Raw genomic sequence first — 24,643 nt, 5'->3', positions numbered from 1 at the left:
AGCCCGGGTGCCGGTCAGTGGCCCCTTTTTTCCGATGCAAGACTGCGCTTGAGCGCGTCCATGATGTTCACCACATTCCCAGTCTCTTCTAGCTTTGCCGAGACTTTCGCCGGCTTTTTCCGCCCCTTTTTCTTGGCGGCGATAATGTCGAGCAGCCGTTCCTGCACCGGATCACAGGCCATTTCCGGCACCCAATCGCGTTTGCGCTCACCGATCAGGCGTTTGATCAGCTTCATCAGACGCGGATCGGGTTTGCTGTCGCCGATGTCATCAAAATAGTCTGCGGCATCGCGCACCTCGTCACCATAGCGCAGGGTCCATACGATGATGCCCTTGCCACGTGGCTCCAGCATCACGGCGCGCTCGCGCCGATAGAGCACCAGCCGGGCAATTCCCACGGTGCCGGTGGTCGCCATCGCCTCACGGATGACCGAAAACGCTTCCTCCCCCACCTTGCCAGACGGGGACAGGAAATGCGGGCGGTCGTACCAGATCCAGCCGATGGATTCCGCGGGCACGAAGGTTTCGATATTGATGGTGCGGGTGCTTTCCAACGCGATGCTGTCTAGCTCGTCATCTTCCAGCACAACATAATCATCCTCGCCCCGGGGATAGCCCTTGGCCTCATCCTCTTCGCGCACCGGCTTCTGGTTGACCGCATCAAGATAGCGGCTTACGACGCGGTTGCCGGTCTTTGCGTTCAGAGTGTGAAAGCTGACCTTCTCTGAGGCGGTGGTGGCCGGGGCCATCGTTACTGGACAGGTGACCAGAGACAGTTTCAGATAGCCTTTCCAGAACGTGCGCGGGGCCATGGCTGTTCCTTACCATCGTTGCTTTTTAGGTCCGACCCAGATGGTCGCAATGCACCAACGGCAAGACCCGCCGATTGTTCCCGCTGGGACCGGGATTCAGAAAGCAGTGATCCTTAGGAAACTTTGCGTGCGGCGTATTCGGAACCTGGCCCCGCTGCCATGACGGCATTCATCAAAGCTCCGGAATTTTGCGGCGTCAAACCCTGCAGCTTCGGCCAGCTATACCAATTGCAGCAGTTAAGCAGCTCGCGTGGTCCGAACTGTTCATGTGAGACATGATACACGATCTGTGCCAAGGGCCGGCCTCCTTGCCACTGCGTTACCAAGCGGGACAGACCGGCGACTACCTGCCCTCCCATCCGGAAGGTTGCGAGGCGCCGCTGCCGCCGGGTTCTGTCCGATGCAACGAGCACAGTCAGAGAGAGTTCCGCGCGTCGTGACCCGTGGTTTGGAACCAGTAGCGACAGCGGGAGTTCAGATTCATGTGTTCAGATGGGAAAAGGCCGTGACCAAAAAAGTTCTGATCCTCGAAAATGACCTCCATATCGCCCTGCAGATCGCGGAAACGCTGGAGCGGTGCGATGCGAAGGTTGTCGGCCTGACCGCCGACAAGGATGCAGCCTTTGCCATCGCCGAAGGGGAAGCGGTTGACTGCACCGCCCTTTCAGATCGCAGTTCCAATCAAAGAACGGCGGCGGCCTTGCGGGCCTGTCTTGGCATTCCCTCAATCCTGTTGCCGTGAAGGCATTTTATAACGCATCGGAATACTTCCCCACCCTCCCCAATTGCGGCAATCCGGACGGAGATCGACATGGCCCCAAGGGCAAACTGGAAAGGATTCCTGAAAATTGCCGAGGTATCATGCCCCGTTGCGCTTTACACGGCGGCCTCCACCTCGGAACGGATTTCCTTTCACACTATCAACCGTGCCTCTGGAAACCGGGTTCAGCGGGAATTTGTGGACAGCGAAACGGGAAAGCCGGTCCCGCGTGAAGATCAGGTCAAAGGGTATGAAACCTCTCCAGGTGAGCATATTGTGCTGACGCCGGAAGAGGTCGCAGCGGCGATCCCCGACAGTGACAAGGTGATGGCGGTCGAGGCTTTTTTGCCCTGCGGCGAGGTGGATGATGTCTACTTCGACAAGCCCTACTACCTTGCCCCGTCAGACGGCCCCGCCAAAGAGGCCTTTGTCCTGATCCGCGAAGGCCTTGCCCGGTCAAAAGTGGCGGCGATTGCCCGCACGGTCCTGTTCCGCCGGATGCGGACAGTACTGATCCGCGCCCATGGCAACGGGCTGATCGCGACAACGCTGAACTTTGATTACGAGGTGCGGGCGGCGGAGGATGCATTCAAGTCCATCGCCGAAACCAAGATCGATCCGGAAATGCTGGATCTGGCGCGCCATATCATCAAGACGAAGATGGGGTCATTCGACCCTGCCAGCTTTGATGACCGCTATGAAACCGCCCTTGCCGATCTGGTCAAGGCAAAGACCGAAGGGCGCAAGATCGCCCCGCGCCCGGCGGCAAAGCGGGAAAAAGTTGTCGATCTTATGGAAGCGCTGCGCGAAAGCGCCAAGACCGACAAGGCCAAAGCGGCGAAAAAGTCTGACCGGCCCAGACGCAAGGCGGGCTAGAGATGCCGCTGGAGGAGTATAATCAGAAGCGCAATTTTAAAGCCACGCCTGAGCCCAAGGGCAGACGCGCCCGAAAGGGTGGCAGCAGTTTTGTCATTCAGAAGCACGCCGCCCGGCGCCTGCACTATGATCTGCGGCTGGAGATGGAGGGCGTGTTGCGCAGTTGGGCGGTGACACGGGGGCCAAGCCTTGTAACCGGCGAAAAGCGGCTGGCAGTGCATGTCGAAGACCACCCGATGTCCTATGGCGATTTCGAAGGAACGATCCCCAAGGGGGAATATGGCGCAGGCACGGTCATCGTCTGGGATCGCGGAACATGGTCCGCCATCGGCGACGCGGCAAGAGGCTATTCCAAGGGGCATCTGGAATTTGAACTGTCCGGCGAAAAACTGGGTGGCCGCTGGCATCTGGTGCGCATGCAGGGCAAGGCGGATGAAAAGCGGGAAAACTGGCTGCTGATCAAGGCCGATGATGACGCCGCCCGCGCCGGGGATGCGCCCGACATTCTGATCGAGCGGCCAGACTCGGTGAAAACCGGGCGCGGCATTGACGAAGTGGCCGCGTCCGGTGCTACACCGGTAAAGGTAGCCCCCGCGCGCCGTCGGAAACAGCCCGAAACTCATTCCCCCGGATCTCAGTCTCAGGACTCTCGGCCCGAAGACGATGGGCCCGACCTGAGCCCGGCCCGATTCGAGGCGGCAAAGATGGCGGAGATACCCGATTTCATTACGCCGATGCTGGCCACCCTGGCGCCCTCGGCTCCGGCGGGAGAGCGATGGCTGCATGAGATCAAATTTGACGGCTACCGCCTGCAGGCCAGAATAGATTCCGGCAAGGTCAGCTTGCTGACCCGCAGCGGGCTGGACTGGACTGATCGCTTTGGCAAACAGGTCACCGAGGCCATCTCCCGTCTGCCCTTGGATCAGGCGATCATTGACGGCGAGGTGGTGGTCGAAACGAAGTCCGGTGCGTCGGATTTCCCGACGCTTCAGGCCGATCTGAGCGAGGGGCGATCGGATCGGTTTGTGTTCTACGCTTTTGACCTGATGTTTTTGGATGGCTACGATCTGCGCGCCCTGCCTTTGCGGTCGCGCAAGACCCTACTGGAAACGCTGCTGAAAGATGCGAGTCAGGCGCTGCGGTACAGCACGCATTTCGACGCGGGCGGGGCGCTGGTGCTGCGCCATGCCTGCCGTCTCAGTCTGGAGGGGATTATCTCTAAACTGGCCGACAGCCCCTATCGGGCCGGGCGCGGCAAAAGCTGGATCAAGTCGAAATGCTCGGCCCGGCAGGAGTTTGTGATCGGGGGGTATACCGTCTCCACCACTTCGCGTCAGGCCATCGGCTCGCTGGTGCTCGGTGTCTATGAGGGGGTCGCCTTGCAGCATGTTGGTCGTGTCGGAACCGGGTTCACCGCAAAGGTTGCGCAGGACCTTTTCACCCGGCTAGAACCGCTTGGCCTTTCCGCCAGCCCGTTTGATGCGCCGCTGACCGCAACACAGGCCAGTAAGGTGCGCTATGTGCATCCCGAACGGGTGGCAGAGGTCGAGTTTCGCGCCTGGACGGCAGATGGAAATCTGCGCCACGCCTCGTTCCGGGGCCTGCGCGAGGACAAACCGGCGGCGCAGATCATCCGTGAAGGCACAGCCAGCAAAGCTGGGGCTGCGCCTCGTCGGACCGTAAAGCTGACCCATCCCGACCGCATCTATTGGCCGAATGAAGGGGTCACCAAAGAGGGACTGGCGGATTACTACTCGGATGTCTGGCGTGAAATTGCGCCATATATCGTGAACAGGCCCCTAGCCTTGTTGCGCTGTCCTGAAGGGATCAGCGGACCAGCCTTTTTCCAGAAACATGCATGGAAAGGGATCAATCCAAATATCACGCTGGCGCAAGACCCCAAATCGGCATCAGAGCCGTTGATCAGCATCAGCGATCTGGATGGTCTTATTGCTTTGGTCCAGTCATCCGCGCTGGAAATTCACCCATGGGGCGCGAGCCTTGCCGACTGGGACCGACCCGACACCATCGTCATGGATCTGGACCCGGGCGAAGGCGTCAGCTGGTCGCGTATCATCGACGCCGCGCAAGAGATCCGGCAGCGGCTTACCGACGCTGGCCTGACAGCTTTTGTAAAGACCTCCGGCGGCAAGGGGCTGCATGTGGTGGCACCGCTGAAACCCCATGCGCTGTGGCCAGAGGTCAAAGCCTTTACAAAGGCAATGGCCATGGCAATGGCCGCCGATGCGCCGGACCGCTATGTGGCGACCGTCGCCAAGGCGAAGCGCAAGGGGAAGATCCTGATCGACTATCTGCGCAACCAGCGCGGCGCCACAGCGGTCGCCGCCTATTCCACCCGCGCAAGGCCGGGTGCGGCGGTGTCGGCCCCGATCCGCTGGGAAGAACTGGGCCTGGACATCGGCCCCGACCATTTCACGCTCACCAATCTGCCGAACCGCCTTGCGATGATGTCCACAGATGCATGGGAGGGTTTTCATTCAGCGCAAGTGCCGCTGAAAACCCGCCGGTCCAGATAGTCCATCTGTCCCGGCCATCCGGCGCGGGCGGGAGCAATGAAACACCAATGTAAAGTAAATGCTGTTCTGGTTGAGCGATCGTCCAACCTGTTTTTCGTGCCCCCGCCATCCATGGTTCTACAATTCTCGGAACGCGTCGTGATGCACACTGGCAAGCTCAGCCCCACGGACAGCATTGCGACTGCGTACTGCAGGATTGTCTGACAGCCAAGCCGGGAAGGCAACGCGACCACGTTCTAACGAATCTCTCCCCCCGCAAGAGGCTCGAGCGCCCGGGGGATTACCCGGAATGACCACACCCTATCTGCACGGCAAGTACGATCCCTGCCCCGCCTGCGAAAAGCGACACGAGGTGCAGGACACAAGCCCGGTGATCCGTGATCCAATTCCATGTAATATCTGCAGCGGCAGAGGCTATTTGAACTGTCCGAAGCCGAAATCACACGACGCACCTGCATTAAAGCCCGACGCCTTTACCGGCCCCAATTTGCGAGAAGGACCTCATTCCATGTTTAAGCCTCTGCCAACACCACGGCGCGCACCCCAGCCTGCCGAAATCATTGTCGTCACACTGGCCCAGCTCGAAGCTGCCGCTCGCAAACATACGCCGCTTGGCACACTGTCCAAAGCTGACCGCGATGGCCTTATCAAACGCACCGCCAGCCTATGTGCTGTGTCGGTAGATCGAGTAATCGAGGTGTGTGGTGGCTGAAAAATCCAAAATTGAATGGACGGATGCCATCTGGAACATCACCACCGGCTGCACGGTAGTCGATGATGGCCGTTTGCTGGAAGGCAGCACAAGGGAAAGATTGCCGGGGAAAAGCCATGCCTGACCTATTCACCCAACCACCTGCAGATCTGCCGCGGATTGCGCTGTCGATTAGACAGCCATGGGCATGGGCCATCATCAATGCTGGCAAAGATATCGAGAACCGCGACTGGTCGACCAAGTTTCGCGGGCCAGTCTGCATCCATGCCGCCAAGCGCATGACGAATGGCGAGTTTGACAAATTTGTTGATCTGTCCCGTTGGATAGTCAGTAAAGGGCGTTGGACTGGCGACTTCATCCCTGAACGCAAGGCCTTGAGTCGGGGAGGAATCGTGGGCGTGTGCGACATCGTGGATTGCGTAGACGCCAGCGAAAGCCCGTGGTTCTTGGGCCGCTATGGCTTTGTCCTGCGCAACGCGCGACCTGTGGAGTTCCTCCCCGCAAAGGGAGCACTGAGGTTCTTCGACTGGCAGCGCAACATCGAGGCGGGGGCGGCCATGGCTGAACCTTCCGACGATATGGAGATCCTTTATCTGCGGGCGCGAGTCGCCGAACTAGAGGACGCCGCGAGGATCGCAGAAAGCGCAATCAACGATGCAGTGTTTTGCAATGACCTTAGCGGTCTGGCCATGGCCGCGATGACGCTCAGTATCGCTATCAATGGGAGTATGATTACATGACCCACATCCGTTCAAAATAATCGGCTCATCCACGAGGCAACGGGCAAGATCGAGGATTAGCCGCCTCGCGAGGAAAGGAATAAACGGGCTCCTTACTGCCATTCACGCCGATGATGCCACACCTGCGAAGAATTCTGCACACGTACAGTAGACTGTTAGAGCCTGAACTTGCGGCCAGTCCTCTCGGACGAAAACACTTGGCCATAAATGGCAGTTCAAAAACAGTGGAATTTGCACGCGATTGGCAGGGAGTAGGTCACCCATAGTTATTGCAGGGCCCGCGCCGATTGCGTAAGCGTCTCGACCGTCACCTTTCCGATGAGGCGGGTTTCGGCGACCTCGGACCGTGACGCGTCCAGAAAGATCATTGTTGGCGGCCCTACCGCCCCCAGATCAGCAAGCACAGCCTGGCTCTCTGGTCCGGTATCAGTGACATCGACCTTGATCAGCGTCAGCCCGTCCAGCGCCGCCTGCACGCCCGTGTCGGGCAGCACCTGCCGGTCAATTGTCCGACAGGTCACACACCACTCCGCAGTCACATAGACCACTGCCGATCCTGTAACCTGCGACAGAACTGCAGCAAGTTGCGTCGTGCTGGTCACCTCTGCGGTGACTATGCGATCTGTCATGGCGACCTCACCGGCCCGAAATCCGGCCAGTGGCCGCAGAGGATCATCGTTACCCATAGCGGCACCGACAGCGAGGACCACACCACCGAGAAGGGCGGACAGGCCAAGGGTGCGGCCCAGCCCCTTTCCCATCCGCTCCTGTGCTGGGGATACGAGGGTTCTGCGGTCTGTCGCACCAAGAAAAACCGCTACAGCAATCAGCAGCACCGCCCACAGCACCAGTTCCACCGGTCCCGGAACCAGTCGGGCACCGAGCCAGATCGCCATGCCCAGAAAGACGAAGCCAAAGATGCGCTTTGCCCCGTCCATCCAGGCCCCGGCGCGTGGCAGCACGCGCGCACCGAAGGTGCCTGCGACAAACAGGGGTATCCCCTGACCCAGGCCCAGGGCAAACAGCGCACCGGCCCCCAGTGCCACGTCCCCGGTCTGCGCGATATAAAGCAATCCACCCGCCAGCGGCGCTGTCACGCATGGCCCGACGATCAGGGCAGAGCTGAAGCCCAGCAAGGCCGCGCCGCCAACCGATCCGCGCTGGCTGGTGCCCATCCGCGACAAGCGTTCGGTCATGGCAGCAGGCAGTTGGATGTTGAACAGGCCGAACATCGACAGGGCCAGCAGCACGAAGATGCCCGCCACAATCCCCAGCGCCAGCGGCGATTGGAGCGCGATTTGCAGGTTCTGTCCGGACCATGCCGCAACCATCCCCAGCAGACCGAAGGCTGCGGCCATCGCGATAACATAGGTGCCCGACAGCATCGCACCGCGTGCGGGTGTCAGGGATTCGCCCTGCCGGGCCAGCATCCCTGCAAGGATTGGGAACATCGGAAACACACAAGGCGTGAAGGCCAGCAAAAGGCCAAGGCCGAGAAAGCTCACCAGCACCAGCGCCGGGCCGCCACGTGTAGCCATTTCGGCCACCATGCCGTCCCCCTGATCTGCAAGGATCATCCCGTTCGAGCGCGGCGCGGTGTCCGTGTCAGCGAGCAGGGGACCGTCGATGAAGTCCCCGTCTCCAGAAATTGCACGGGTGACCGGTGGATAGCACAACCCGTCTTCCTGGCAACCTTGCCAGGTCAGGTCGAATGGTCCAGTGCCGGGCGGAACCCGGACACTGAGCCAAGTATAATACACTTCGGAGGCGCCAAAAGTCGGGTCGTCTTTGATGATACCCTGCGGCATGTCCAGCGGAACCGGTGTGCCATCTGCCGCCTCCGCTGTCGTGTAAGCCCGATACAGATAATAGCCTTGGGCGATCTGCCAGGTTATGGTCATCTCACCGTCCTCATTGCGCAGGACGGTGGGAACGAAAGCCTTTTCCTGCGGCAAGGGAGTGGAACGCGCCGAGGTCTGGGTATCAAAAGCGGCGAAGCCTTGCGGCTGGGCCTGAAGCGGCATCGCGATCACGGCTAGCGTCAGACCCAGGAAAAGCGTCAGGGCCAGTTGAAGCAAATGACCCATCCGGGTGCGGAGTGAATGTGCTGAATGATTTGTCATGGGAGCCAATTCTTGCAGCATCCTTAAGTCAGACTTAAGGCAGAGAAAGCAAACAGCCCCGAACGGCCAATAGGAGTTCACAATGCGGCTTTTGATAGTCGAGGATGACGAGATGTTGCGCGAAGGGTTGGCTGTCGGTCTGCGGTTGGCAGGATTCACCTGTGACAGCGTGGCAACCCGCGCGGACGCGGATGCCGCGTTGGAAACCGGCGGTTTTGACGGCATGGTTCTGGATCTGATGTTGCCGGACGGGTCTGGCCTCGACGTGCTGGCGCGCCTGCGCGCTGCGGGATCGATCTTGCCAGTGCTGCTGCTGACGGCCCGCGACCGTAGCCATGACCGGGTGACCGGGTTGGATGCGGGGGCCGACGACTATCTCGGCAAACCCTTCGATCTGCCCGAACTGGCCGCGCGGTTGCGGGCAATCCTGCGACGTAGTGAGGGACGGGCCGCAGGCCACATGATCTGGAACGGTCTGGATCTGGACCCTGCGGCCATGGAAGGCACGCGCGACGGACGCAATCTGAGGTTCTCAAGACGCGAGTTCACCATCCTGCGCGCACTTATGGAACGGCCCGGCACGATCATCGGAAAGTCCACGCTGGAAGAGCGGCTTTACGGATGGCAGGAGGATGTCGAAAGCAACACGGTCGAGGTGCATGTTCACAACCTGCGCACCAAACTGGGGGCAGCCTTCATCGAAACCGTGCGCGGGGCCGGCTACCGCCTGGCGCGCCCAGCCGGGGCGGACGCATGAGGCGCGCGCAGATCAAGAATCCGATCTCGCTCCGGACGCGGCTGTTCCTGATCCTGTTGGCGGCAACCAGCGCGCTCTTGCTGTCGGCCGTTGTCTGGATCAACCACTCCACCCGCGCCGAGGTCGAACGGGTGCTGGACGCGCGGCTGTCCGAGGCGGCGCGCATGGTGTCGTCGTTGATTTCGGATCGGCGCGTTGATGTGGCGCAGGCGGCTGCGTTGGCCCAACCCGAGACCTTTGACACGGCTGACGGGTATTCGCACCAGTTGTCATGCCAGATTTGGTCGCTTGATGGCACGCTGGTCGGGCAGTCCGGTCACGCGCCCGCGCGCCCGTTGGCGCAAGAGACAGATGGGTTCAGCCAGAACATCGTGGACGGTGTGGAATGGCGGGTCTATTCGGTGGTCAATCATGACCTTGGCGTGCGCGTGATGGTTGGCGACAGCATGGAGGTGCGCAACCGGCTGGTGAACGGTGTGATCGCCGGTCTTCTGCTTCCCGCTGCCGTGATCTTGCCACTGCTGGCAGGGCTGATCTGGGCCAGCGTCGGGCGTGGACTGGTGCCGCTGGACCAAATGGCGCGGGCGTTGGGCGGACGTCCGGCGACGGACCTGTCGCCCCTGCCCGCGACCCCGGTGCCGCGCGAGATCCGGCCCGTGTCCATCGCCTTGAACGACCTGTTCCGCCGTCTGTCGGAAGCGCGCGAGCATGAGCGCAATTTTACGGCCTTTGCCGCGCACGAACTCAAGACACCGCTGGCGGGGCTGAAGACGCAAGCACAGATTGCCGCGATGGCCCCGGATGCGGCCACGCGTCAGGACGCCTTGACGCGTCTGATACGGGGGGTAGACCGCACCGACCGGATGGTGCGGCAGCTTCTCGACATGGCGTCGGTAGATTCCGTTCCGCAAGACCTTAACGACGAGGTTGAAACGGCAGCTCTGCATGACATCCTGGCAGAGGTTGCCGATAACCTGGCCGCACTGGCGCGCGGTCGGAACGTCAGCATCGTTCTCGACGGACCGGACGACACACCGGGGATTCATGCTCCGCAGTTCCTTGTCGCGGCCGCGCTACGCAATTTGATGGAGAACGCAATTCAGGCATCCCCTGACGGGGGCGAGGTTGAAGTGTCGTGGCACCAGACAGGGGTGGACTGGTGCTGCACGGTTAGCGACCGGGGCCCGGGAATTGCCGCAGTGGACCGGAATCGGGTTACAGACCGATTTTACCGGGGCGCAGTCGGCGGTTTGGAGGGCAGCGGGCTGGGCCTTTCCATTGTCAAGACTGCCCTGGACCGCATCGGTGGAGTCCTGACCCTCACGCCGCGTCCGGGTGGCGGAGAGACAGCGACAGTGACACTCCCGCATGCGGCCCTGCGGACCATCTGACGGCTCCGGCAGGGCGGCTCGATATCATAACGATCAGAGCCGATTGGCCGGCGTCGGCAGTGCCGTCCTTCAGTTCGGCCTCATGGCAGTTCAGGACCTTAAGGGTCCAGTCAGTCAGAGCATTGTGCGGCATCGGGCGTAAAGAGATGACCGACAAAAACCCGAGATCAGCGTGCGGCCGGCTGGAACGCGTCGGACCGTGTCTTGGAGTGCAGGAACACGGGTGTGCCGAGCGGCACCAGTTCATAGAGATCGACGATGTGTTCATTTGTCAGACCTGCGCAACCGTTGGAAACAGCCTGCCCGATGCTGGCGGGATCATCTGTTCCATGGATGCGCAGAAAGGTGTCGCCACGGCCTTCCTGAAACAGATATAGCGCTCGGGCACCCATGGGATTGCCTGGCCCGCCTTCCATACCACCATCGGCATACCGGGCATATCGCTCTGGCTCGCGTTCGATCATACCGGGGGTCGGGGTCCACGCGGGCCATTCCTTCTTTGCCCCCACATAGAACTCGCCCTGCTCATAAAGGTCATCACGGCCAATGCGGATCTGATAGACCCGTGCCTGTCCGCCACCCAGCGTCCAAAAGAGCTGGAAACTGTCAGGAGCGACGTGGATCTGGCCGACAGGGTATTCGTTGGTCAGATTGACGGTATGCGGGGCCATTGGTGGTTGAGGGATCTGCGCCGCCAAGGGATGGGCCAGTCCCGCAGCGGCGCTGCCTGCGATGAATGTTCTGCGGTTCATGCTGTTTGCCTTCAAATGATACGCACTTGGACACCGACAGGGCACAACGCGAAAAGTTCGGCGATCTTTTCAATATAGAGTCCGATACAGCCGTCGGACGAAGGTCTGCCGATCTTGCGGGAGTCGTGTGTGCCGTGGACCGCATAGGCAGGCCAGGTGAGATACATGGCATGCGTACCCATCGGGCTTTCCGGACCCGCCGGAATATATTCCCATCCAAAGCGCTCACGTTGCGACTGGGTTGGCGTCCAGTCCGGGCCAACCCGCTTCCGCACGATTTCGGTGTAGCCGCGGCGGGTCAACTCTTCGCTTATTGGAACAGAGGTCGGGTAGACGCGGTAATCGCTGACATCGGCGTTCCAGAAGTGGAGCGCCCTTGACTCTGTATCGGCAACGATGGCGCCGACGCGCAAGCTCTCGAAATGGTCTTGCCAGGCGTGGGTGCGAAAGGCGCCGATGTTGCGGACCTGCTGCGCCAGGCTCGGTGTAGCAAGCGCTGTCAGAGCAGCGGCTCCGCCAACAAGCAGTGTCCGACGATGATATGTGTGGGTCATGGATAGCTTCTTTCAGTTGTTCTGCACTTTCTTCCGCCGCAAACCTTAACCCAGTCTGAAGACATCAGGTTTCGCGGGAGGGAAGGGTCACAGGGCTCAAATCGCAGGGTAAACTGAACGTTTGCCCGGGTTGGTTCTGCGCGAAAAAAACAACAAGACGCCAGATTTCCGTTTGGCCGTCAGCTTGGGGCCTGGTGCGCATGAACGATGACGGAGAACAGACGGCCTCAACCCAATCAATGGGTCCTGCGCCCAGCTTGCGTGAATCGGTGACCAATGAATGCACGTCAGGCCAGGACTCGCGCGGTTGATCCGAAAGTAACCGTGTTCTGCTGCGGCGAGATCAATTCCGATGAAGCCCTGTCCCAGGTTCTATTCGCTGAAATTCTGCTGATGAGATTGTGTCGGAAGATCTTAACCGCAGCGTATTGGCACTGACTGACATCGAACTCAGCAGCATGGCGATCGTGGCACCTGTCGGTGTCAGAACACCCAAGAGCGCCGCCGGAACCGCAAGGGCGTTGTATACAAGCGCGAGCGCGATGTTCTGCTGGCCTATGGCGATGGTCCGCCGTGCCAATGTCCGGGCGGCGAGAAGCATCTCTAGTCCCCCCCACACGACTACCAGATCGGCCGTCTGCGCTGCGGCCGCGTGCGCCTCGGCCACCGATACCCCGCAGTCCGAGGCGGCCAGCGCGGGTCCGTCGTTCACACCGTCGCCGACGAACATGACGGGGCGGGGACTGGCTTCGACTAGACGAACCTTGTCCTGAGGGGTCAGACCGGAGTGGATGGTGTCGGGATCGAAGCCGAGCATCTTGCCAAAGGCTATGGCAGGCTCGCTGCTGTCGCCGGTCGCCATCACGGTGGCCACGCCAAGGCGACGCCAAGCCCTTATCGTCTCTTTCGCCCCCGGTTTCGGAACGTCCTGCAGTGCGATGCGACCGACCAGTTGGTCATCGCGATGCACATCAAGCCATGTCATGTCACCGACCGACACACATGCGGTGCCCACGCTGACCCTGAGCGTCAATAGAAGACCAAGCGTGACGGGCATTAAGGAGTTTTCCAATCAGAGGTTGAATCGCGGTTGCCCTTGCCAGCGTGCAACACGGCATTTGGTGCGTTGGTTCCGCTGAACGGCTTAAGGCAGGCTTAAGGTCGCAGCGGTTTGTTCCCACCGTTCGCAATACCACGGGGAACTCTGATAGCCCGGACCGCGTTCCCTGAGTGGTTCGGAGCCCTGAACGTGGTTGTTTCCGTGCGGCGTCAAATAATCCCGGGCCAGCAAGGTCTTGTCCAAATGCAGACTGATCCAAAGTCCACCGCCGGGTCGAAGGACGACCACCGCCTGACTCTGCTACAGATCAATGATACCCACGGCTATCTGGAACCGCATCCCGAACTGGTCTGGTCGCAGGATGGGCCGGAGTTTCCGCTGTTGGGCGGATTTGCCCGGATAAAGACCCTGTTCGATACGGTGCGGGCGGAAGGCGGGGCCGTTCTGGCCTTCGACAACGGCGACACCTTTCACGGGACTTACGCCGCAGTAACGACCGAGGGAGAGGGGCTGTTGCCAACAATAAACGGGCTTGGGTTGGCGGCCATGACCGGACACTGGGATTTCGCATGGGGACCCGCGCATGTGCAGGATCTGGCGGCCGCGCTGCACCATCCGTTTCTGGCTGCGAACTGCACAGCTATTTCCGATGGCAGCCGACCCTTCCCGGCCACCCTGATGTGCATGGCCGGTGGCCTGAAAGTCGGGGTGATCGGCATCGCCGCAACCATCCTCGACAAGACGATGCCGCCAAGCTTCGCAGAGGGCATGCGATTTACCGATGGCATCGAAGAAACCCGCGCAGAGGCGGCGCGTCTGCGGGCCGATGGGGCGGATCTGGTGGTGGTGCTGTCGCACCTTGGCTACCCGCAGGATGTTGCCCTTGCAGGCATGGTTGACGGCATTGACGTCATCCTTAGCGGGCATACCCACAATCGGGTCGAGGTTCCGGCGCAGGTGAACGGGGCATTGCTGATTCAGTCTGGGTGCCACGGGTCATATGTCGGCCGGCTTGATCTGCAGGTTGAGGGCGGCAGGGTTGCCGGTTTTCGCCACCGTCTGATCCCCGTAGACGACAGCATCGCCCCCGATCCCACGATGCAAGAACTGGTCGAGGCCGCGATGGCCAGCACGCGCCCGCTTCAGGCACAGATCGTGGGCCGGACTGAAGTTGCGTTGCATCGGGCCACGTCGCTTGACGCGCCCATGGATGACGCCCTGCTGGCAGCCACCGCGCTCGCAGCAGGCACGGAAATCGCCTTTTCGAACGGGTGGCGCTACGGCGCGCCCATTCCGGCCGGTCCCGTCACCTTGAATGACCTTTGGAACATCGTCCCAACAAATCCGCCGGTTTCGACTGTCGATCTGATGGGGGCCGAAATCATCTCCATGCTGGAGGCCAATCTGGAAAGCACCTTCAGCGCCGATCCGTTCGGTCAGCGAGGCGGGTTCGTGAAGCGGTTTCGCGGCTTGACGGTGAATGCGAAGCTGGAAAACCCCAAGGGAAACCGGATCGAGCAGGTCTTTACCCGGAACGGGCGCATCGACCCCGCAGCGATCTATCCCGTGGCCTTCATAACCGCGCAGGGCATTCCTGCCAGCATGGGCAGCCAGCGACGCGATCTGGAGATCAGCGCCATTGCGGCCTTGCAGGCGTGGTTCTCCGATCCTGCAAATGCGGTGCAACCCGGTCTTGGCCGGGTGCGCATCGTCTAGGCACGCCGTCGTCAGAGTGATTCTTAAGGCAGGTTATGGTGGCGCCGGTCCCGAGCGGGCGTTGCTGGATGACGGATGACCCTAGTAAAACCTCAGCCCCCCGGAACGCAGGCTGCTTCCTGCACGTCTGGGTGTCATCTACCGGGCCATGCTCGGGACTGTCGGCCGTTGGTCGGCAACACGAAAATCGGAGAGGTTTGTCTTGGCCTGACTCCCCGCCTGCCCGCCCAGCGGTCACAGAATGATGTCAGAGGATGCCGCAGTCGGGCACCCCGTTCGTCGCAGCGCTTTTCGTCGTCGACACGTATCCCCCGATGAAGTGTGAAAGGACAGTTGGATAAGGGACTGGCAGCACGAAGATACATTGCCTGCCCTCGATACTTCGTAAGTCCTTTCGTTTCCAGCAGCCATGAACGTTAATTCCGAAGACTTCAGGCTTTGCGTGCGGCGGCGATCGCATTTTCCAACGCTTGGCGGTCAAGTCCGCCCGCATAGATCGTCGTGCCGATCACAAAGGCGGGTGTGCCCCCGAACCCGAAGGCTGCGGCCTGCTGTTGATTGCGTTTCAGCAGTGCATCCCAGGTCGATCGGTTGTCTCGATATGCCTGCAGTGCAGCTTCCGGCTCGACGACGGTTGCGACAGCGGTATCAACCACGTCCTCGCTAAGCCGCCCGGTGGTCTGCATGAGGGCGTGATTGACCGCGTCGTAAACTCCAAGATCAACCGCGCCCAGTCCAAGTTGGCTGGCATAGATCGAAGCGGCGCTGAGGATCGGCCAGTCTTTCAACACCAGACGCACATTGCCGTCGGTTGTGACCACGTCCATGAGGTCCGGGTGTCCCGCCTTGCAGTAGGGGCATTGGTAGTCGAAGTATTCGGCAATGCTCACATCGCCTTCCAGATTGCCCAACACGGGTGCATCGGGGTCGTAGAATACCGCGTCCGGTGTCAGTTGCCGGTCTTGGGCTTTGGCGATGTGTGGGAGCAAGAGACTTGCGGTCCCGAAAGCGATCATGGTGCGTCTGGTCAATGGCATGGGGGTTCCTTTGTCAGGTTGGATATCAGCGGGCGTTGGCGATGCCGGCGACAAGAGCGGCACGCGACACTTCGCCGGTGACGGCGTCGGTCAAATTGCCCTTGGCATCAAAAAACAGAGTGGTCGGCAGGCCTGGTGCCTCGAAATGGCGCATCAGGTCGCTGCCGTGATCCATCAGGATGCCGGTCTGCGGCAGCCCGACAAGATCCAAGAAGTGCCGCACGTCTGAAAGTGCCTCACCCTGATTGGCAAATATGATCCGGGCATCCGGATTGGCCGCCGCAACGTGCATCATCATCGGCAGCTCGCGCCGACAAGGCGGGCACCATGTGGCCCAAAGGTTCACGACCAGCGGACGGGGGTCGCCATCGGCCAGCGATACGGGCGTCCCGTCGGCCATTTGAAATGTCATATTCGGCAGGCTGTCGGCACCGGGCGGCGGGAGCAGCGCGGGCACCAGAGTCGCAGTCGCGGCGGAAAACGCGGCAGCGGTGGCCAGCGGCAGGATGGTCCGCAGGGCGCGCAGGCCCACCCAGCAGATCACACCCGCCGCACCCACCAGCCCGGCAACAGGGGAAAAGCCGCCCTGCCAGACCGCAAGGATATCCAACGGATGGTCAGCGAAGATATCGCGGTGCATCAGCACGAAACCGACCCGAGCCGCCAGCATCCACCCGACCAAGACCGCATAACCCGGCACGTCGAATGGGTTGTCGTTGCGCCGCGTCCACCAGCCCCAGAAGCCAAGGCAGGCCAGAAAGGCAAAGGCGGCCGCGATGGCAACAACGCGGTCGGCTCCAAAGACAAAGGGCCCGAGATTGACTCCGATCATGGCGACACCATCGCGCCACAACGGGGATAAGAAGGACGTATCATCAGGCTCATGGTGCCCCTTTGGTCCAGTCTCCTTAAGCGAACCTTAGGATTACAAGGCGGCAGACGACAGCTTTGCGGCCTGCACTGGTCCAATTCGAGCGGGCACCATTCCACAACTTATGCGCGATTGCAGGAAGTTCGGGTGGATCGGCTCTCGCATCCAACCACGAACGGGCAAGGTCGAGGGTCGCAGACTCGAAGGCGCAGTCCGTTGCCGTAAGGTGCAGCGCAAGAAAAAATGGTGCCCCCGGGAGAACACCTTGATGGGTGTGATCGATGTCGATCCTCCGGCGTTACATTGCCCAGAGAAGCATCCAGACGGCCATGCCGATCATCACCAGATTTTCGGTCAGCGACACAAACCCAAGGGGCACGTTCGAGTTGCCGCCGACGCAGGCACACTTGAGTTCGCGCTCATCAATGTAGACGGCCTTGAACACCGAAACTGCGCCGATACTGCCGATGAACAGGGCGATCGGGACCATCAACCAGATCAGGGTGCCCGCGATCATCAGCAGGCCAACCAACGCCTCTGCCCAGGGATAGACATAGGCGTAGCGCGGCCATTTCTGCGCAAGCAGGTCATAGCCAAGAAAGCCGCTGCTGAAGGTTTCGACATCCCGCAGCTTTTGCAGCGCGAGGAGCGCCGTGGCAAAGCCGAGGAAGAGCTGGAGCGTGTGGATGGACAAGAGCGCCCTCGCCCCGCCCATCATGCTCCAGGCGACGACCAATGCCAGAGTTGCGGCCATCGCCGGGATCGCGATCACCGGCTTGTAGGTCAGCGCCTGCCGGTCATGGACCGCAAGACTGAGATGCCGACGCGGGGCATCGTGGCCGCCGACCCGCTCGCCCCCGATCCAAACTTGCGGCGTGGTCTGAACCGCATGCTTGGCCTTGAAGGCGTCGGTTTCTTCGCACGAACGCAGAAGATGGTCTTCCACCTCGAACCCCCGGCGCTTCAATAGATCGAGCGCCTTCTGTCCAGAGGGGCAGATATGCTCGGTCATCAGCATGCGGTAGATCACGGCGCGGCTGGTGGTGCTGGTGTGGACGTCTGCGTGGTTGGTCGTCATGCTGGTCATGGGCATCTCCGTGTGCCGCTCAACGACGTGATTTGTCAAAAAGGTCGATCAGTTCGTCGTTCAGCTCACTCAGCACCGACAGCCAGAACTTGGCGCCTTCATTCTCTACAATCCACAGGCCCAGCACCTCCCGCACGCCGTCCCGCGTGACGCCCAAGGTTGTTGCGCAAGGGGTTCTCCTATAGGCGTTGCTGCGGGCATTTGCATCATGCAAAAGGAATGGAGGTGATGTTGTGACCGAGCCAGAGTCTCCCGCGCCGAAGGCTGTAGTGCCCTTTGTGCTGCTTGCCGTATTGGCATTGGCGGTTGCGGGCGCAGTTTGGTGGGTAACACGCCCCGGACCGCTGCTGATCCAGGGTGAGGTGGCGGCTCCGCGCGTCGATGTGTCGGCCCGCACTTCCGGCAGGATCGCCGACGTGACGGCCGATCTGGGCGACACGGTCGAGGCGGGATTGGTTCTGGTCACCCTGTCCAATCCGCAGCTTGTCACCGCGCATGCCGCCGCAGCATCGGGGCTGGAGGTAGCGCGCGCGTCCGAGGCGGCGGCAGGCGCGACCCGACCGGAATTGATCCGGGTGCGCGAGGCGGACCTGGCCTTGGCGCATGCCGACTTGAGGCTGTCGCAAGAGCAGATCGCCCGTGACACCGAACTGTCGGAACAGGGTCTGCGCCCACAAGCCCTGCTCGACCAGTCGTTGCGCAACGTTGAAACCGCCACCCGCCGCGTCGAGGCGGCACAGGCACAGCTTGATCTGGCCCGCGCCGGTGCGTCCCCTGAAGACCGGGCAGTGGCCGCAGCCCAGGTTGCGCAGGCCGGGGCGACGCTGGCGCAACGGCAAGCAGATCTGGATGAATTGACCGTCACCGCCCCGATGGCTGGCGAAATTTCCGCTCGGTTGATTGAACCCGGCGAGAACATCGGCCCCGGCACGCCGCTGTTCACGATCGTTGATCTGGACAGCGCGTGGTTCACTTTCAACCTGCGCGAGGATCTGCTTGCAGGCCTGAAGGTTGGCGGCCTTCTGTCGGTGCGGGTGCCCGCACTTGAGGTGGAAGTCGAGGCGCAGATCACCCTGATCAATGTGCAGGGCCAGTTTGCCAGCTGGCGGGCCACCCGTGCCACTGGCGATTTCGACCTGCGCAGTTTCGAGGTGCGCGCCCGCAGCACCGCCCCTTTGCCCGGCCTGCGCCCTGGCATGTCAGCGCTGATCACACTGGGGGAGTAGGCAGGGATGGGCCGGCTCATGGCGCGCGAATTTGCCCTGCTGCTGCGGAACCCTGTCCTGCTGGGGCTGGTGGTGCTGTTGCCGGTGCTGATGATTGCGCTGCTGACCGGTATCTTTCGTGCCGGTATTCCCAGCGGCATGGCGGTGGCCGTGGTTGATCTGGACCGGTCCGACCTGTCGCGCGGCATCACCCGGATGCTGGATGCAGCGCCCGAAGTGCAGGTTACGCATCAGGCGCTGAGCCTGTCCGAGGCGCGCGCGCTGATCGTGTCGGGCGCGGTGCGCGGGGCAGTCTGGCTGCCTCAGGGGCTGGAGCGTGACGCAATGCGCGGCAATCAGCCCGAGATCGTGACCTTTTACGACAACCAGCACATGAGCGCGGGGTCTATGGTCGCGCGGGGGGCGCGGGGGGCAATTGATACGGCTCTGGCCGGTCTGCGCCTGTCGGTGCGGCAAGACAAGGGCCAGTCGCCCGCGCAGGCGCAGTCGGCCCTGAAACCGATACCGTTGCAGGCCCATGCCCTTTTCAACCCGGCTTTTGACTATGTGCATTTCCTTCTTGCGGCGCTGGTGCCGACGGTCTTGCAGATATTGGCGGCGTCGGGGACGGCCTACGCCATTTCGCTGGATTTTGGCCCCGGTCGTGATCCGCGCCAACTGGTACGGCTGGCCGGCGGATTGCTGCCAGCGATGTTGGGCAAGATCCTGCCCTATTCGGTACTTTTCCTGCTGATCCTCGGATTGTCGGATGTGGCGCTTTATGGATGGCTGGATGTGCCGTTGCGCGGATCGCTGCCGTTGATGGCGGCGGGGGCGGTGCTGTTCGTGCTGGCCGCGCAACTGATCGGCACGCTGGCTTTTGTGACCACCCGCAACATCGGCACGGCAGCAAGCATCATCGCCGTGATCACCGCCCCGGCTTTCGGCTATATGGGTCTTGGCTTTCCGCGCGAGGCGATGTCGCCGGTGGCCCAAGCCTGGGGCGCGTTGATCCCCGGCACATGGTATGTGCAACTGCGTATCGACCAATCCTTGCGCGCGACGCCAGTCGAGATTTCGATATGGCCAGTGTTGTGGCTGGCCCTGATCACGCTTGGGCTCGCAGTTCTGGTGCTGACGCAACTGGCTCGGTTGCACCGCACGAAAGAGGTCGCGCCATGAAGTCGATCTGGCGCGCCGCGCGGGAGGAACTGCGGGCCTTGTTAGGGGACAGCCAGGTGAGGTCGATCCTGCTGGTGTCACTGGTGATTTATGCCCTGATCTATCCACTGCCCTACCGGGCGGAGGTGCTGCGGGATGTTCCGGTGGTGCTGGTGGACCTTGACCGCACGCCCACGTCGGCCGACCTGGCCCGCCGTGTCGATGCGTCCGAGGCGATCGCGATCAGCGGGGATGCGCCAGACATGGCGCAGGCGACCCGCCTCGTGCAGGACCGCGCCGCCTATGGCGTGCTGCTGATCCCCGCGGGCTTTGAACGAGACCTGCTGCGCGGTCGCCAAAGCCCTGTGGCGATTTATGCCGATGCCAGCTATTTCCTGATGTATCAGCGTGTCATGCAAGGCGCTGCCGTGCCGATCCGCCAGATGGGCGCCGAAGTCGAGGCGGGGCGGCTGATGGCCTCTGGCGCGGCGCTTGGGGTGGCGCGGGCGCAGGTCACCCCGGCCACGCAGGTCGAGGTGCCCCTGTTCAATCCCGCTGCGGGATATGCCACCTATGTCTTGCCTGCGGCTTTCGTTCTGATCCTGCAACAGACCATCCTGATGGGGCTGGCCCTGACCACCACGCGCCGCAGGCACGGCATGGATCATCCGGTGTGGCTGGTTCTGGGCCGCATGGCCGCATGGGTCGCGATCTATGCGGTACTGCTGCCGATCTATCTGATCGTGCTGCCCGCCGTCTATGGCCTGCCCAACCTAGGCCACGTGGGCGATGTCCTTGCCATCGGGTTGCCCTTTGTTCTGGCGGCCGGTTTGCTGGCCCAATGTGTGGCCGCGGTGTTCAGATCAGACGCGGTGGTTCAGATCGTCCTGCTTGCGCTGGGGTTGCCGTTCTTCTTTCTGTCAGGCTTTGCCTGGCCGGTCGAAGCCATTCCCCCCGTGCTGAACGCCTTGGCGCAGATAGTGCCTTCGACGCCCGCGATCGACGGATTGGTCCGCGTCAGCCAGATGGGCGCTCGGCTACCGGATGTCGCGATGAACTTATGGCACCTCTGGGCCCTGACGGCGGGGTTCGGCCTTGTTGCCGTGCTTGTCGAAACCTTCCGAGCCAGACCCTCAGCCGGACCAGGCGATCCGCAGGCCACAGGCACACCGGCAACCCGAGGCGCGCAGAGTGTCAGTCCACGCCAAACTCCAGCATCCTTTCCAGACCTTCGGTCAGAAACTCGCCCACCTCGGGCTGACCAAGCAGATAGCGGCTGACCAGCCCGTCATGCTGCTGCCGGGCGAGTGCCTTTGTCGCCTCCCATTCCGCAGGTTCCGCATCGCCGCGCCCGATCCAGAACAATGCGACCAGCGCATCCTTCTGTTCGTCGTTCATGCTTTCGATCTCCTGAGTGATTTCGTCACGGCTCAGATCACCCTCGGTTTCCTGCAGCGTTTCGGCCACCTCGTCATCCGTCGGATTGCCCCCGCACAACTTCTCCGATTTCGTCAGGACACAGCATTGCGAAGATCACGTCAGCACTGAAAAAGTCCAATGCTTTCCTGGAACAGCGCTTCACGCCAACTCCACCAATTTTTGTGTTCACGACGTAATGCGTCAGCCGGAGCCTCTCTGTCAGTTTCCGCTGCGCAGAGGTCGTAGGGGTTGCAGGCCAAGCCAGAGGAACATATGTAGAACATATGTCAAAACTCAGCCTAGACCAAAAGCTGGCGATCCTCTCTGATGCGGCCAAATACGACGCCTCTTGTGCCTCATCGGGCGGAGAACGGCGGAGTTCCCGCGATGGATCGGGGCTTGGTTCGTCAGGTGGCAGCGGAATTTGTCACGCCTATGCGCCCGATGGTCGTTGCATCAGTTTGCTGAAAATCCTGATGACGAACTTCTGCATCTACGACTGTGTCTATTGCGTCAACCGGGTCTCGAGCCAGATTGAGCGCGCGCGCTTCACGGTCGATGAGGTGGTCCGTCTAACCATCGAATTCTACCGCCGTAATTACATTGAGGGATTGTTTCTGTCGTCGGGCATTATCCGGTCCCCTGACGAGACGATGGCCGACATGGTCCGCATCGCCCGCACCCTTCGCGAGGTCGAGAATTTTCGCGGCTACATCCACCTCAAGACGATCCCCGACGCCAGCCCGGAGCTGCTCGACGAGGCCGGTCGTTGGGCCGACCGGCTGTCGATCAACGTGGAACTTCCGACTGTCGAAGGGCTGGCGCGGCTCGCGCCCGAGAAATCTGCGACCGGTATCCGCAAAACCATGGCATCGTTGCGCCAGCGGCGGGAAGCCTCGCGCGAGACGACCCATACCGGTAAGCGCAAGGCCCTCTTTGCCCCGGCCGGACAATCGACACAGATGATCGTTGGTGCCGATGCGGCGAACGACGGAACTATCCTGACGCAGGCGGCGCAGCTTTACGCAGGATATGGCCTGTCGCGGGTCTACTATTCGGCGTTCTCGCCGATCCCGGATTCTTCGGCGCTGCTGCCCCTGAAAAGCCCGCCGCTGCTGCGCGAACACCGCCTTTATCAGGCCGACTGGCTTCTTCGGTTCTATGGCTTCGAGGTGGACGAAATTGCGGGCGCATCCGGCATGCTCGATCTCGAGATCGACCCCAAACTCGCTTGGGCGCTGGCGCATCGCGCGGCCTTTCCGGTGGACGTGAATCGCGCCCCACGCGAGATGCTGCTACGGGTGCCGGGGTTCGGCACCAAGACGGTGGGCCGCATTCTGGATGCAAGGCAGCATGGGGCGGTGCGCTATGATCATCTGAAGGCGATGGGCGCGGTACTGAAAACCGCCAAGGCCTTCATCAGCGCCCCCGGCTGGTCCCCGCGCGGGATGACCGATGCGGCGACCTTGCGCGCCCGGTTTGCCCCCGCTCCGGTTCAACTGTCGCTGTTCTGATGTACCATATGACCCTGCCGGTGATCGGAACCGTGGCGGCGTGGCGCAAGGCCGCGCGGGAACTTTTGGGAGCGGGTGTGGCCGACGTGGTCTGGCAGGTCGGCGATACCACGCCCGACCTCTTTGCGACCATCCCCGTGCCGACCTTGACGAAGTCCCCTGCGCTGACCCTGCCAAAGGACGCGATCGACGAGATCGAGACCGCGCTCTGCCATGCCGATCCGGAACGCTTTGCCCGCGCCTTTGCCCTGCTACAACGGCTGACCTCCGGGCAGGTACGCTGGGGCGACCGCGCGGACCCAGCGATGCTGAGGCTCCTTGAGCAGGCCAAGACGGTGCGCCGCGCCATCCACAAGATGCACGCCTTCGTCCGGTTCCGCGAAGTCGAAGGCGAAGGCCGCCGCGCCTTCATGGCGTGGTTCGAGCCTGATCACCCGGTGGTCGAGGCCGCGACACCGTTCTTCGCCCGCCGGTTCGGCGATATGGACTGGGCCATATTGACGCCGCAGATCACCGCCAGCTTCGTGAACGGCGTGTTGCGGCATGACCCAACGGCACCCGGCACTGTCCTACCTGACGATGCTACCGAAGGGCTATGGCGCACCTACTATGCCAACATCTTCAACCCCGCGCGTCTGATGGTCGATGCGATGACCTCGGAAATGCCGCGCAAATACTGGAAGAACCTGCCCGAGGCCGACCTGATCCCCGGCCTGATCCGCACTGCCGGCGCGCGGACGGTAGCGATGCAGACGGCAGAGCCGACCAAGGCCAGCCCGCGCCTGCTGATTCAGGCCAAGGCGATGGTGCAGCGGTCTCTGCCGGCCGCACCAACCGGGGGACTCGCGGCACTGCGCGCAGAGGCGGGGCATTGCACCCGCTGCCCGCTACACGGCCCCGCGACGCAGGTGGTGTTCGGCACGGGTCCGCAAGATGCGCCGCTGATGATCGTCGGCGAACAGCCCGGAGATACCGAGGATCTGACCGGCATCCCCTTCACCGGACCGGCGGGCCAGTTGTTCGAGGCCGAGGCGCAGGCGGCGGGGCTGGACCGCGCTGCCGCTTACGTGACCAATGCCGTCAAGCATTTCAAATACCAGCCGCGCGGCAAGCATCGCATCCACCAGCGCCCCGATGCTGGCGAAGTCACTGCGTGCCGCTGGTGGCTCGACCTTGAACGCGCTGCGATCCGGCCACGGCTGATCCTGGCGATGGGGGCGACGGCAGTGGCCAGCCTGACCGGAACAGGCAAGGGACTTTTGACCCGGCGCGGTACCGTTGAGGAGTTGACGGATGGCACGCCGCTGTTCATCACCTTGCATCCGTTGTGGATTCTTCGCCAACCTGATCCCCATCAGCAGGAGGAGGAACGGAACAGGTTTCGCAAGGATTTGCTGAAAGTCGTGGAAATGATGAAGGAAGGAAAGTCACGATCATCGTAGACTGTAATTTGAACTCGGAATGCGCAGCTTACTGGGTTTGCTTCGACAACGGTCGTCACTCGGTCAAGCAGCCCGAAGGGCGGAGACTGTGTGAAAACTCGGCAACAAGGGGCGCGA

The 24,643-nt window shown here is 61.7% G+C and carries 23 protein-coding genes and 1 pseudogene; 14 read left to right on the top strand and 10 right to left on the bottom strand.

From position 1 onward, the window contains the following. Window positions 1–14: 14 nt before the first annotated feature. A complete protein-coding gene (gene ku, locus EEB11_RS17595) occupies window positions 15–812 on the bottom strand; it encodes a non-homologous end joining protein Ku (protein WP_135433633.1) in 798 nt (265 codons plus the stop codon). 505 nt (window positions 813–1,317) lie between these two features. On the opposite strand from ku (EEB11_RS17595), the gene EEB11_RS17590 reads away from it, so the two are divergent. From EEB11_RS17590 to EEB11_RS17570, 6 genes are all read left to right on the top strand, one after another. After that, window positions 1,318–1,554 carry a response regulator gene (locus EEB11_RS17590; RefSeq protein ID WP_135433631.1) on the top strand — a complete coding sequence of 79 codons (237 nt, stop codon included), beginning with the start codon at window positions 1,318–1,320 and terminating at the stop codon, window positions 1,552–1,554. 69 nt (window positions 1,555–1,623) lie between these two features. Next, a complete protein-coding gene (gene ku / locus EEB11_RS17585; protein WP_135433629.1) occupies window positions 1,624–2,448 on the top strand; it encodes a non-homologous end joining protein Ku in 825 nt (274 codons plus the stop codon). 2 nt (window positions 2,449–2,450) lie between these two features. Then, window positions 2,451–4,985 carry a DNA ligase D gene (gene ligD / locus EEB11_RS17580; protein WP_135433627.1) on the top strand — a complete coding sequence of 845 codons (2,535 nt, stop codon included), beginning with the start codon at window positions 2,451–2,453 and terminating at the stop codon, window positions 4,983–4,985. 289 nt (window positions 4,986–5,274) lie between these two features. Continuing rightward, on the top strand, window positions 5,275–5,697 hold the full coding sequence (locus tag EEB11_RS17575) for a hypothetical protein (RefSeq protein ID WP_135433624.1): 423 nt from the start codon (window positions 5,275–5,277) through the stop codon (window positions 5,695–5,697). Continuing rightward, a complete protein-coding gene (locus tag EEB11_RS20085; protein WP_245298981.1) occupies window positions 5,690–5,821 on the top strand; it encodes a phage Gp37/Gp68 family protein in 132 nt (43 codons plus the stop codon). Before EEB11_RS17575 ends, EEB11_RS20085 begins: the two co-directional genes overlap by 8 nt. Further along, the gene (locus EEB11_RS17570; protein ID WP_135433622.1) at window positions 5,814–6,437 is read left to right on the top strand and encodes an ASCH domain-containing protein; all 624 of its coding nucleotides are present in this window, start codon (window positions 5,814–5,816) and stop codon (window positions 6,435–6,437) included. Before EEB11_RS20085 ends, EEB11_RS17570 begins: the two co-directional genes overlap by 8 nt. Before the next feature lie 266 nt (window positions 6,438–6,703). Here the strand turns inward: EEB11_RS17570 and dsbD are convergent, their stop codons facing one another. After that, window positions 6,704–8,515 (bottom strand): protein-disulfide reductase DsbD, encoded by a 1,812-nt coding sequence (dsbD, locus tag EEB11_RS17565; protein ID WP_245298980.1) that lies wholly within the window; start codon window positions 8,513–8,515, stop codon window positions 6,704–6,706. 127 nt (window positions 8,516–8,642) lie between these two features. On the opposite strand from dsbD, the gene EEB11_RS17560 reads away from it, so the two are divergent. Next, window positions 8,643–9,317: a response regulator gene (locus tag EEB11_RS17560; protein WP_135433620.1), complete on the top strand. Its 675-nt coding sequence runs from the start codon at window positions 8,643–8,645 to the stop codon at window positions 9,315–9,317. Beyond that, window positions 9,314–10,708 carry a sensor histidine kinase gene (locus EEB11_RS17555; RefSeq protein WP_135433618.1) on the top strand — a complete coding sequence of 465 codons (1,395 nt, stop codon included), beginning with the start codon at window positions 9,314–9,316 and terminating at the stop codon, window positions 10,706–10,708. Before EEB11_RS17560 ends, EEB11_RS17555 begins: the two co-directional genes overlap by 4 nt. Window positions 10,709–10,875: 167 nt before the next feature. Here EEB11_RS17555 and EEB11_RS17550 read toward each other — a convergent pair whose 3' ends face one another. The 3 genes from EEB11_RS17550 to EEB11_RS17540 form a co-directional block, all read right to left on the bottom strand. Then, window positions 10,876–11,460, bottom strand: coding sequence for a L,D-transpeptidase (locus EEB11_RS17550; RefSeq protein ID WP_135433616.1), 585 nt, complete (start codon window positions 11,458–11,460; stop codon window positions 10,876–10,878). Window positions 11,461–11,471: 11 nt separating this feature from the next. After that, window positions 11,472–12,014 carry a L,D-transpeptidase gene (locus EEB11_RS17545; RefSeq protein WP_135433614.1) on the bottom strand — a complete coding sequence of 181 codons (543 nt, stop codon included), beginning with the start codon at window positions 12,012–12,014 and terminating at the stop codon, window positions 11,472–11,474. A gap of 343 nt (window positions 12,015–12,357) precedes the next feature. Then, the gene (locus EEB11_RS17540) at window positions 12,358–13,071 is read right to left on the bottom strand and encodes an HAD-IC family P-type ATPase (protein WP_135433612.1); all 714 of its coding nucleotides are present in this window, start codon (window positions 13,069–13,071) and stop codon (window positions 12,358–12,360) included. Window positions 13,072–13,317: 246 nt separating this feature from the next. Here EEB11_RS17540 and EEB11_RS17535 point away from each other — a divergent pair, with 246 nt between their 5' ends. Beyond that, on the top strand, window positions 13,318–14,790 hold the full coding sequence (locus EEB11_RS17535; RefSeq protein ID WP_135433610.1) for a bifunctional metallophosphatase/5'-nucleotidase: 1,473 nt from the start codon (window positions 13,318–13,320) through the stop codon (window positions 14,788–14,790). Between the two features lie 431 nt (window positions 14,791–15,221). Here EEB11_RS17535 and EEB11_RS17530 read toward each other — a convergent pair whose 3' ends face one another. From EEB11_RS17530 to EEB11_RS20260, 4 genes and pseudogenes are all read right to left on the bottom strand, one after another. Continuing rightward, window positions 15,222–15,827 (bottom strand): thioredoxin domain-containing protein, encoded by a 606-nt coding sequence (locus EEB11_RS17530; RefSeq protein ID WP_135433608.1) that lies wholly within the window; start codon window positions 15,825–15,827, stop codon window positions 15,222–15,224. 25 nt (window positions 15,828–15,852) lie between these two features. Beyond that, window positions 15,853–16,659 carry a TlpA disulfide reductase family protein gene (locus EEB11_RS17525; RefSeq protein WP_135433606.1) on the bottom strand — a complete coding sequence of 269 codons (807 nt, stop codon included), beginning with the start codon at window positions 16,657–16,659 and terminating at the stop codon, window positions 15,853–15,855. Window positions 16,660–16,996: 337 nt separating this feature from the next. Beyond that, complete coding sequence (locus tag EEB11_RS17520; protein WP_245298979.1) at window positions 16,997–17,785, bottom strand: glutaredoxin; 789 nt, start codon at window positions 17,783–17,785, stop codon at window positions 16,997–16,999. A gap of 43 nt (window positions 17,786–17,828) precedes the next feature. Continuing rightward, window positions 17,829–18,008, bottom strand: a pseudogene (locus tag EEB11_RS20260) (transposase); the annotation flags it as partial. Between the two features lie 10 nt (window positions 18,009–18,018). Here EEB11_RS20260 and EEB11_RS17510 point away from each other — a divergent pair. From EEB11_RS17510 to EEB11_RS17500, 3 genes are read left to right on the top strand one after another with little or no spacing between them, the layout of a single operon-like run. Beyond that, window positions 18,019–19,011: an HlyD family secretion protein gene (locus EEB11_RS17510; protein ID WP_210134455.1), complete on the top strand. Its 993-nt coding sequence runs from the start codon at window positions 18,019–18,021 to the stop codon at window positions 19,009–19,011. Between the two features lie 18 nt (window positions 19,012–19,029). Further along, complete coding sequence (locus EEB11_RS17505) at window positions 19,030–20,172, top strand: ABC transporter permease (RefSeq protein WP_167852795.1); 1,143 nt, start codon at window positions 19,030–19,032, stop codon at window positions 20,170–20,172. Beyond that, a complete protein-coding gene (locus EEB11_RS17500) occupies window positions 20,169–21,431 on the top strand; it encodes an ABC transporter permease (RefSeq protein ID WP_135433601.1) in 1,263 nt (420 codons plus the stop codon). The genes EEB11_RS17505 and EEB11_RS17500 overlap by 4 nt, the downstream gene beginning before the upstream one ends. Here EEB11_RS17500 and EEB11_RS17495 read toward each other — a convergent pair. Continuing rightward, window positions 21,346–21,618 (bottom strand): DUF3775 domain-containing protein, encoded by a 273-nt coding sequence (locus EEB11_RS17495; protein ID WP_245298978.1) that lies wholly within the window; start codon window positions 21,616–21,618, stop codon window positions 21,346–21,348. The genes EEB11_RS17500 and EEB11_RS17495 overlap by 86 nt on opposite strands. 236 nt (window positions 21,619–21,854) lie before the next feature. On the opposite strand from EEB11_RS17495, the gene EEB11_RS17490 reads away from it, so the two are divergent. Beyond that, complete coding sequence (locus EEB11_RS17490) at window positions 21,855–23,084, top strand: putative DNA modification/repair radical SAM protein (protein ID WP_135433597.1); 1,230 nt, start codon at window positions 21,855–21,857, stop codon at window positions 23,082–23,084. Continuing rightward, window positions 23,084–24,526 (top strand): UdgX family uracil-DNA binding protein, encoded by a 1,443-nt coding sequence (locus EEB11_RS17485; protein WP_135433595.1) that lies wholly within the window; start codon window positions 23,084–23,086, stop codon window positions 24,524–24,526. The genes EEB11_RS17490 and EEB11_RS17485 overlap by 1 nt, the downstream gene beginning before the upstream one ends. Window positions 24,527–24,643: the final 117 nt, after the last annotated feature.

This window comes from Pseudotabrizicola sediminis, from assembly GCF_004745575.1.
GTDB classification, from domain to species: Bacteria; Pseudomonadota; Alphaproteobacteria; order Rhodobacterales; family Rhodobacteraceae; genus Pseudotabrizicola; species Pseudotabrizicola sediminis.
The sequence above is the reverse complement of the archived record's forward strand: the minus strand, read 5'-3'. Positions and strand labels throughout refer to the sequence as shown.

What these genes read in the sequence shown, in the direction of transcription:
- ku (WP_135433633.1), bottom strand. Translation starts at nt 812, where the DNA reads ATGGCCCCGCGCACGTTCTGGAAAGGCTATCTGAAACTGTCTCTGGTC.
- ku (WP_135433629.1), top strand. Translation starts at nt 1,624, where the DNA reads ATGGCCCCAAGGGCAAACTGGAAAGGATTCCTGAAAATTGCCGAGGTA.
- ligD (WP_135433627.1), top strand. Translation starts at nt 2,451, where the DNA reads ATGCCGCTGGAGGAGTATAATCAGAAGCGCAATTTTAAAGCCACGCCT.
- EEB11_RS17575 (WP_135433624.1), top strand. Translation starts at nt 5,275, where the DNA reads ATGACCACACCCTATCTGCACGGCAAGTACGATCCCTGCCCCGCCTGC.
- EEB11_RS17570 (WP_135433622.1), top strand. Translation starts at nt 5,814, where the DNA reads ATGCCTGACCTATTCACCCAACCACCTGCAGATCTGCCGCGGATTGCG.
- EEB11_RS17560 (WP_135433620.1), top strand. Translation starts at nt 8,643, where the DNA reads ATGCGGCTTTTGATAGTCGAGGATGACGAGATGTTGCGCGAAGGGTTG.
- EEB11_RS17555 (WP_135433618.1), top strand. Translation starts at nt 9,314, where the DNA reads ATGAGGCGCGCGCAGATCAAGAATCCGATCTCGCTCCGGACGCGGCTG.
- EEB11_RS17550 (WP_135433616.1), bottom strand. Translation starts at nt 11,460, where the DNA reads ATGAACCGCAGAACATTCATCGCAGGCAGCGCCGCTGCGGGACTGGCC.
- EEB11_RS17545 (WP_135433614.1), bottom strand. Translation starts at nt 12,014, where the DNA reads ATGACCCACACATATCATCGTCGGACACTGCTTGTTGGCGGAGCCGCT.
- EEB11_RS17540 (WP_135433612.1), bottom strand. Translation starts at nt 13,071, where the DNA reads ATGCCCGTCACGCTTGGTCTTCTATTGACGCTCAGGGTCAGCGTGGGC.
- EEB11_RS17535 (WP_135433610.1), top strand. Translation starts at nt 13,318, where the DNA reads ATGCAGACTGATCCAAAGTCCACCGCCGGGTCGAAGGACGACCACCGC.
- EEB11_RS17530 (WP_135433608.1), bottom strand. Translation starts at nt 15,827, where the DNA reads ATGCCATTGACCAGACGCACCATGATCGCTTTCGGGACCGCAAGTCTC.
- EEB11_RS17525 (WP_135433606.1), bottom strand. Translation starts at nt 16,659, where the DNA reads ATGATCGGAGTCAATCTCGGGCCCTTTGTCTTTGGAGCCGACCGCGTT.
- EEB11_RS17520 (WP_245298979.1), bottom strand. Translation starts at nt 17,785, where the DNA reads ATGACCAGCATGACGACCAACCACGCAGACGTCCACACCAGCACCACC.
- EEB11_RS17505 (WP_167852795.1), top strand. Translation starts at nt 19,030, where the DNA reads ATGGCGCGCGAATTTGCCCTGCTGCTGCGGAACCCTGTCCTGCTGGGG.
- EEB11_RS17500 (WP_135433601.1), top strand. Translation starts at nt 20,169, where the DNA reads ATGAAGTCGATCTGGCGCGCCGCGCGGGAGGAACTGCGGGCCTTGTTA.
- EEB11_RS17490 (WP_135433597.1), top strand. Translation starts at nt 21,855, where the DNA reads ATGTCAAAACTCAGCCTAGACCAAAAGCTGGCGATCCTCTCTGATGCG.
- EEB11_RS17485 (WP_135433595.1), top strand. Translation starts at nt 23,084, where the DNA reads ATGTACCATATGACCCTGCCGGTGATCGGAACCGTGGCGGCGTGGCGC.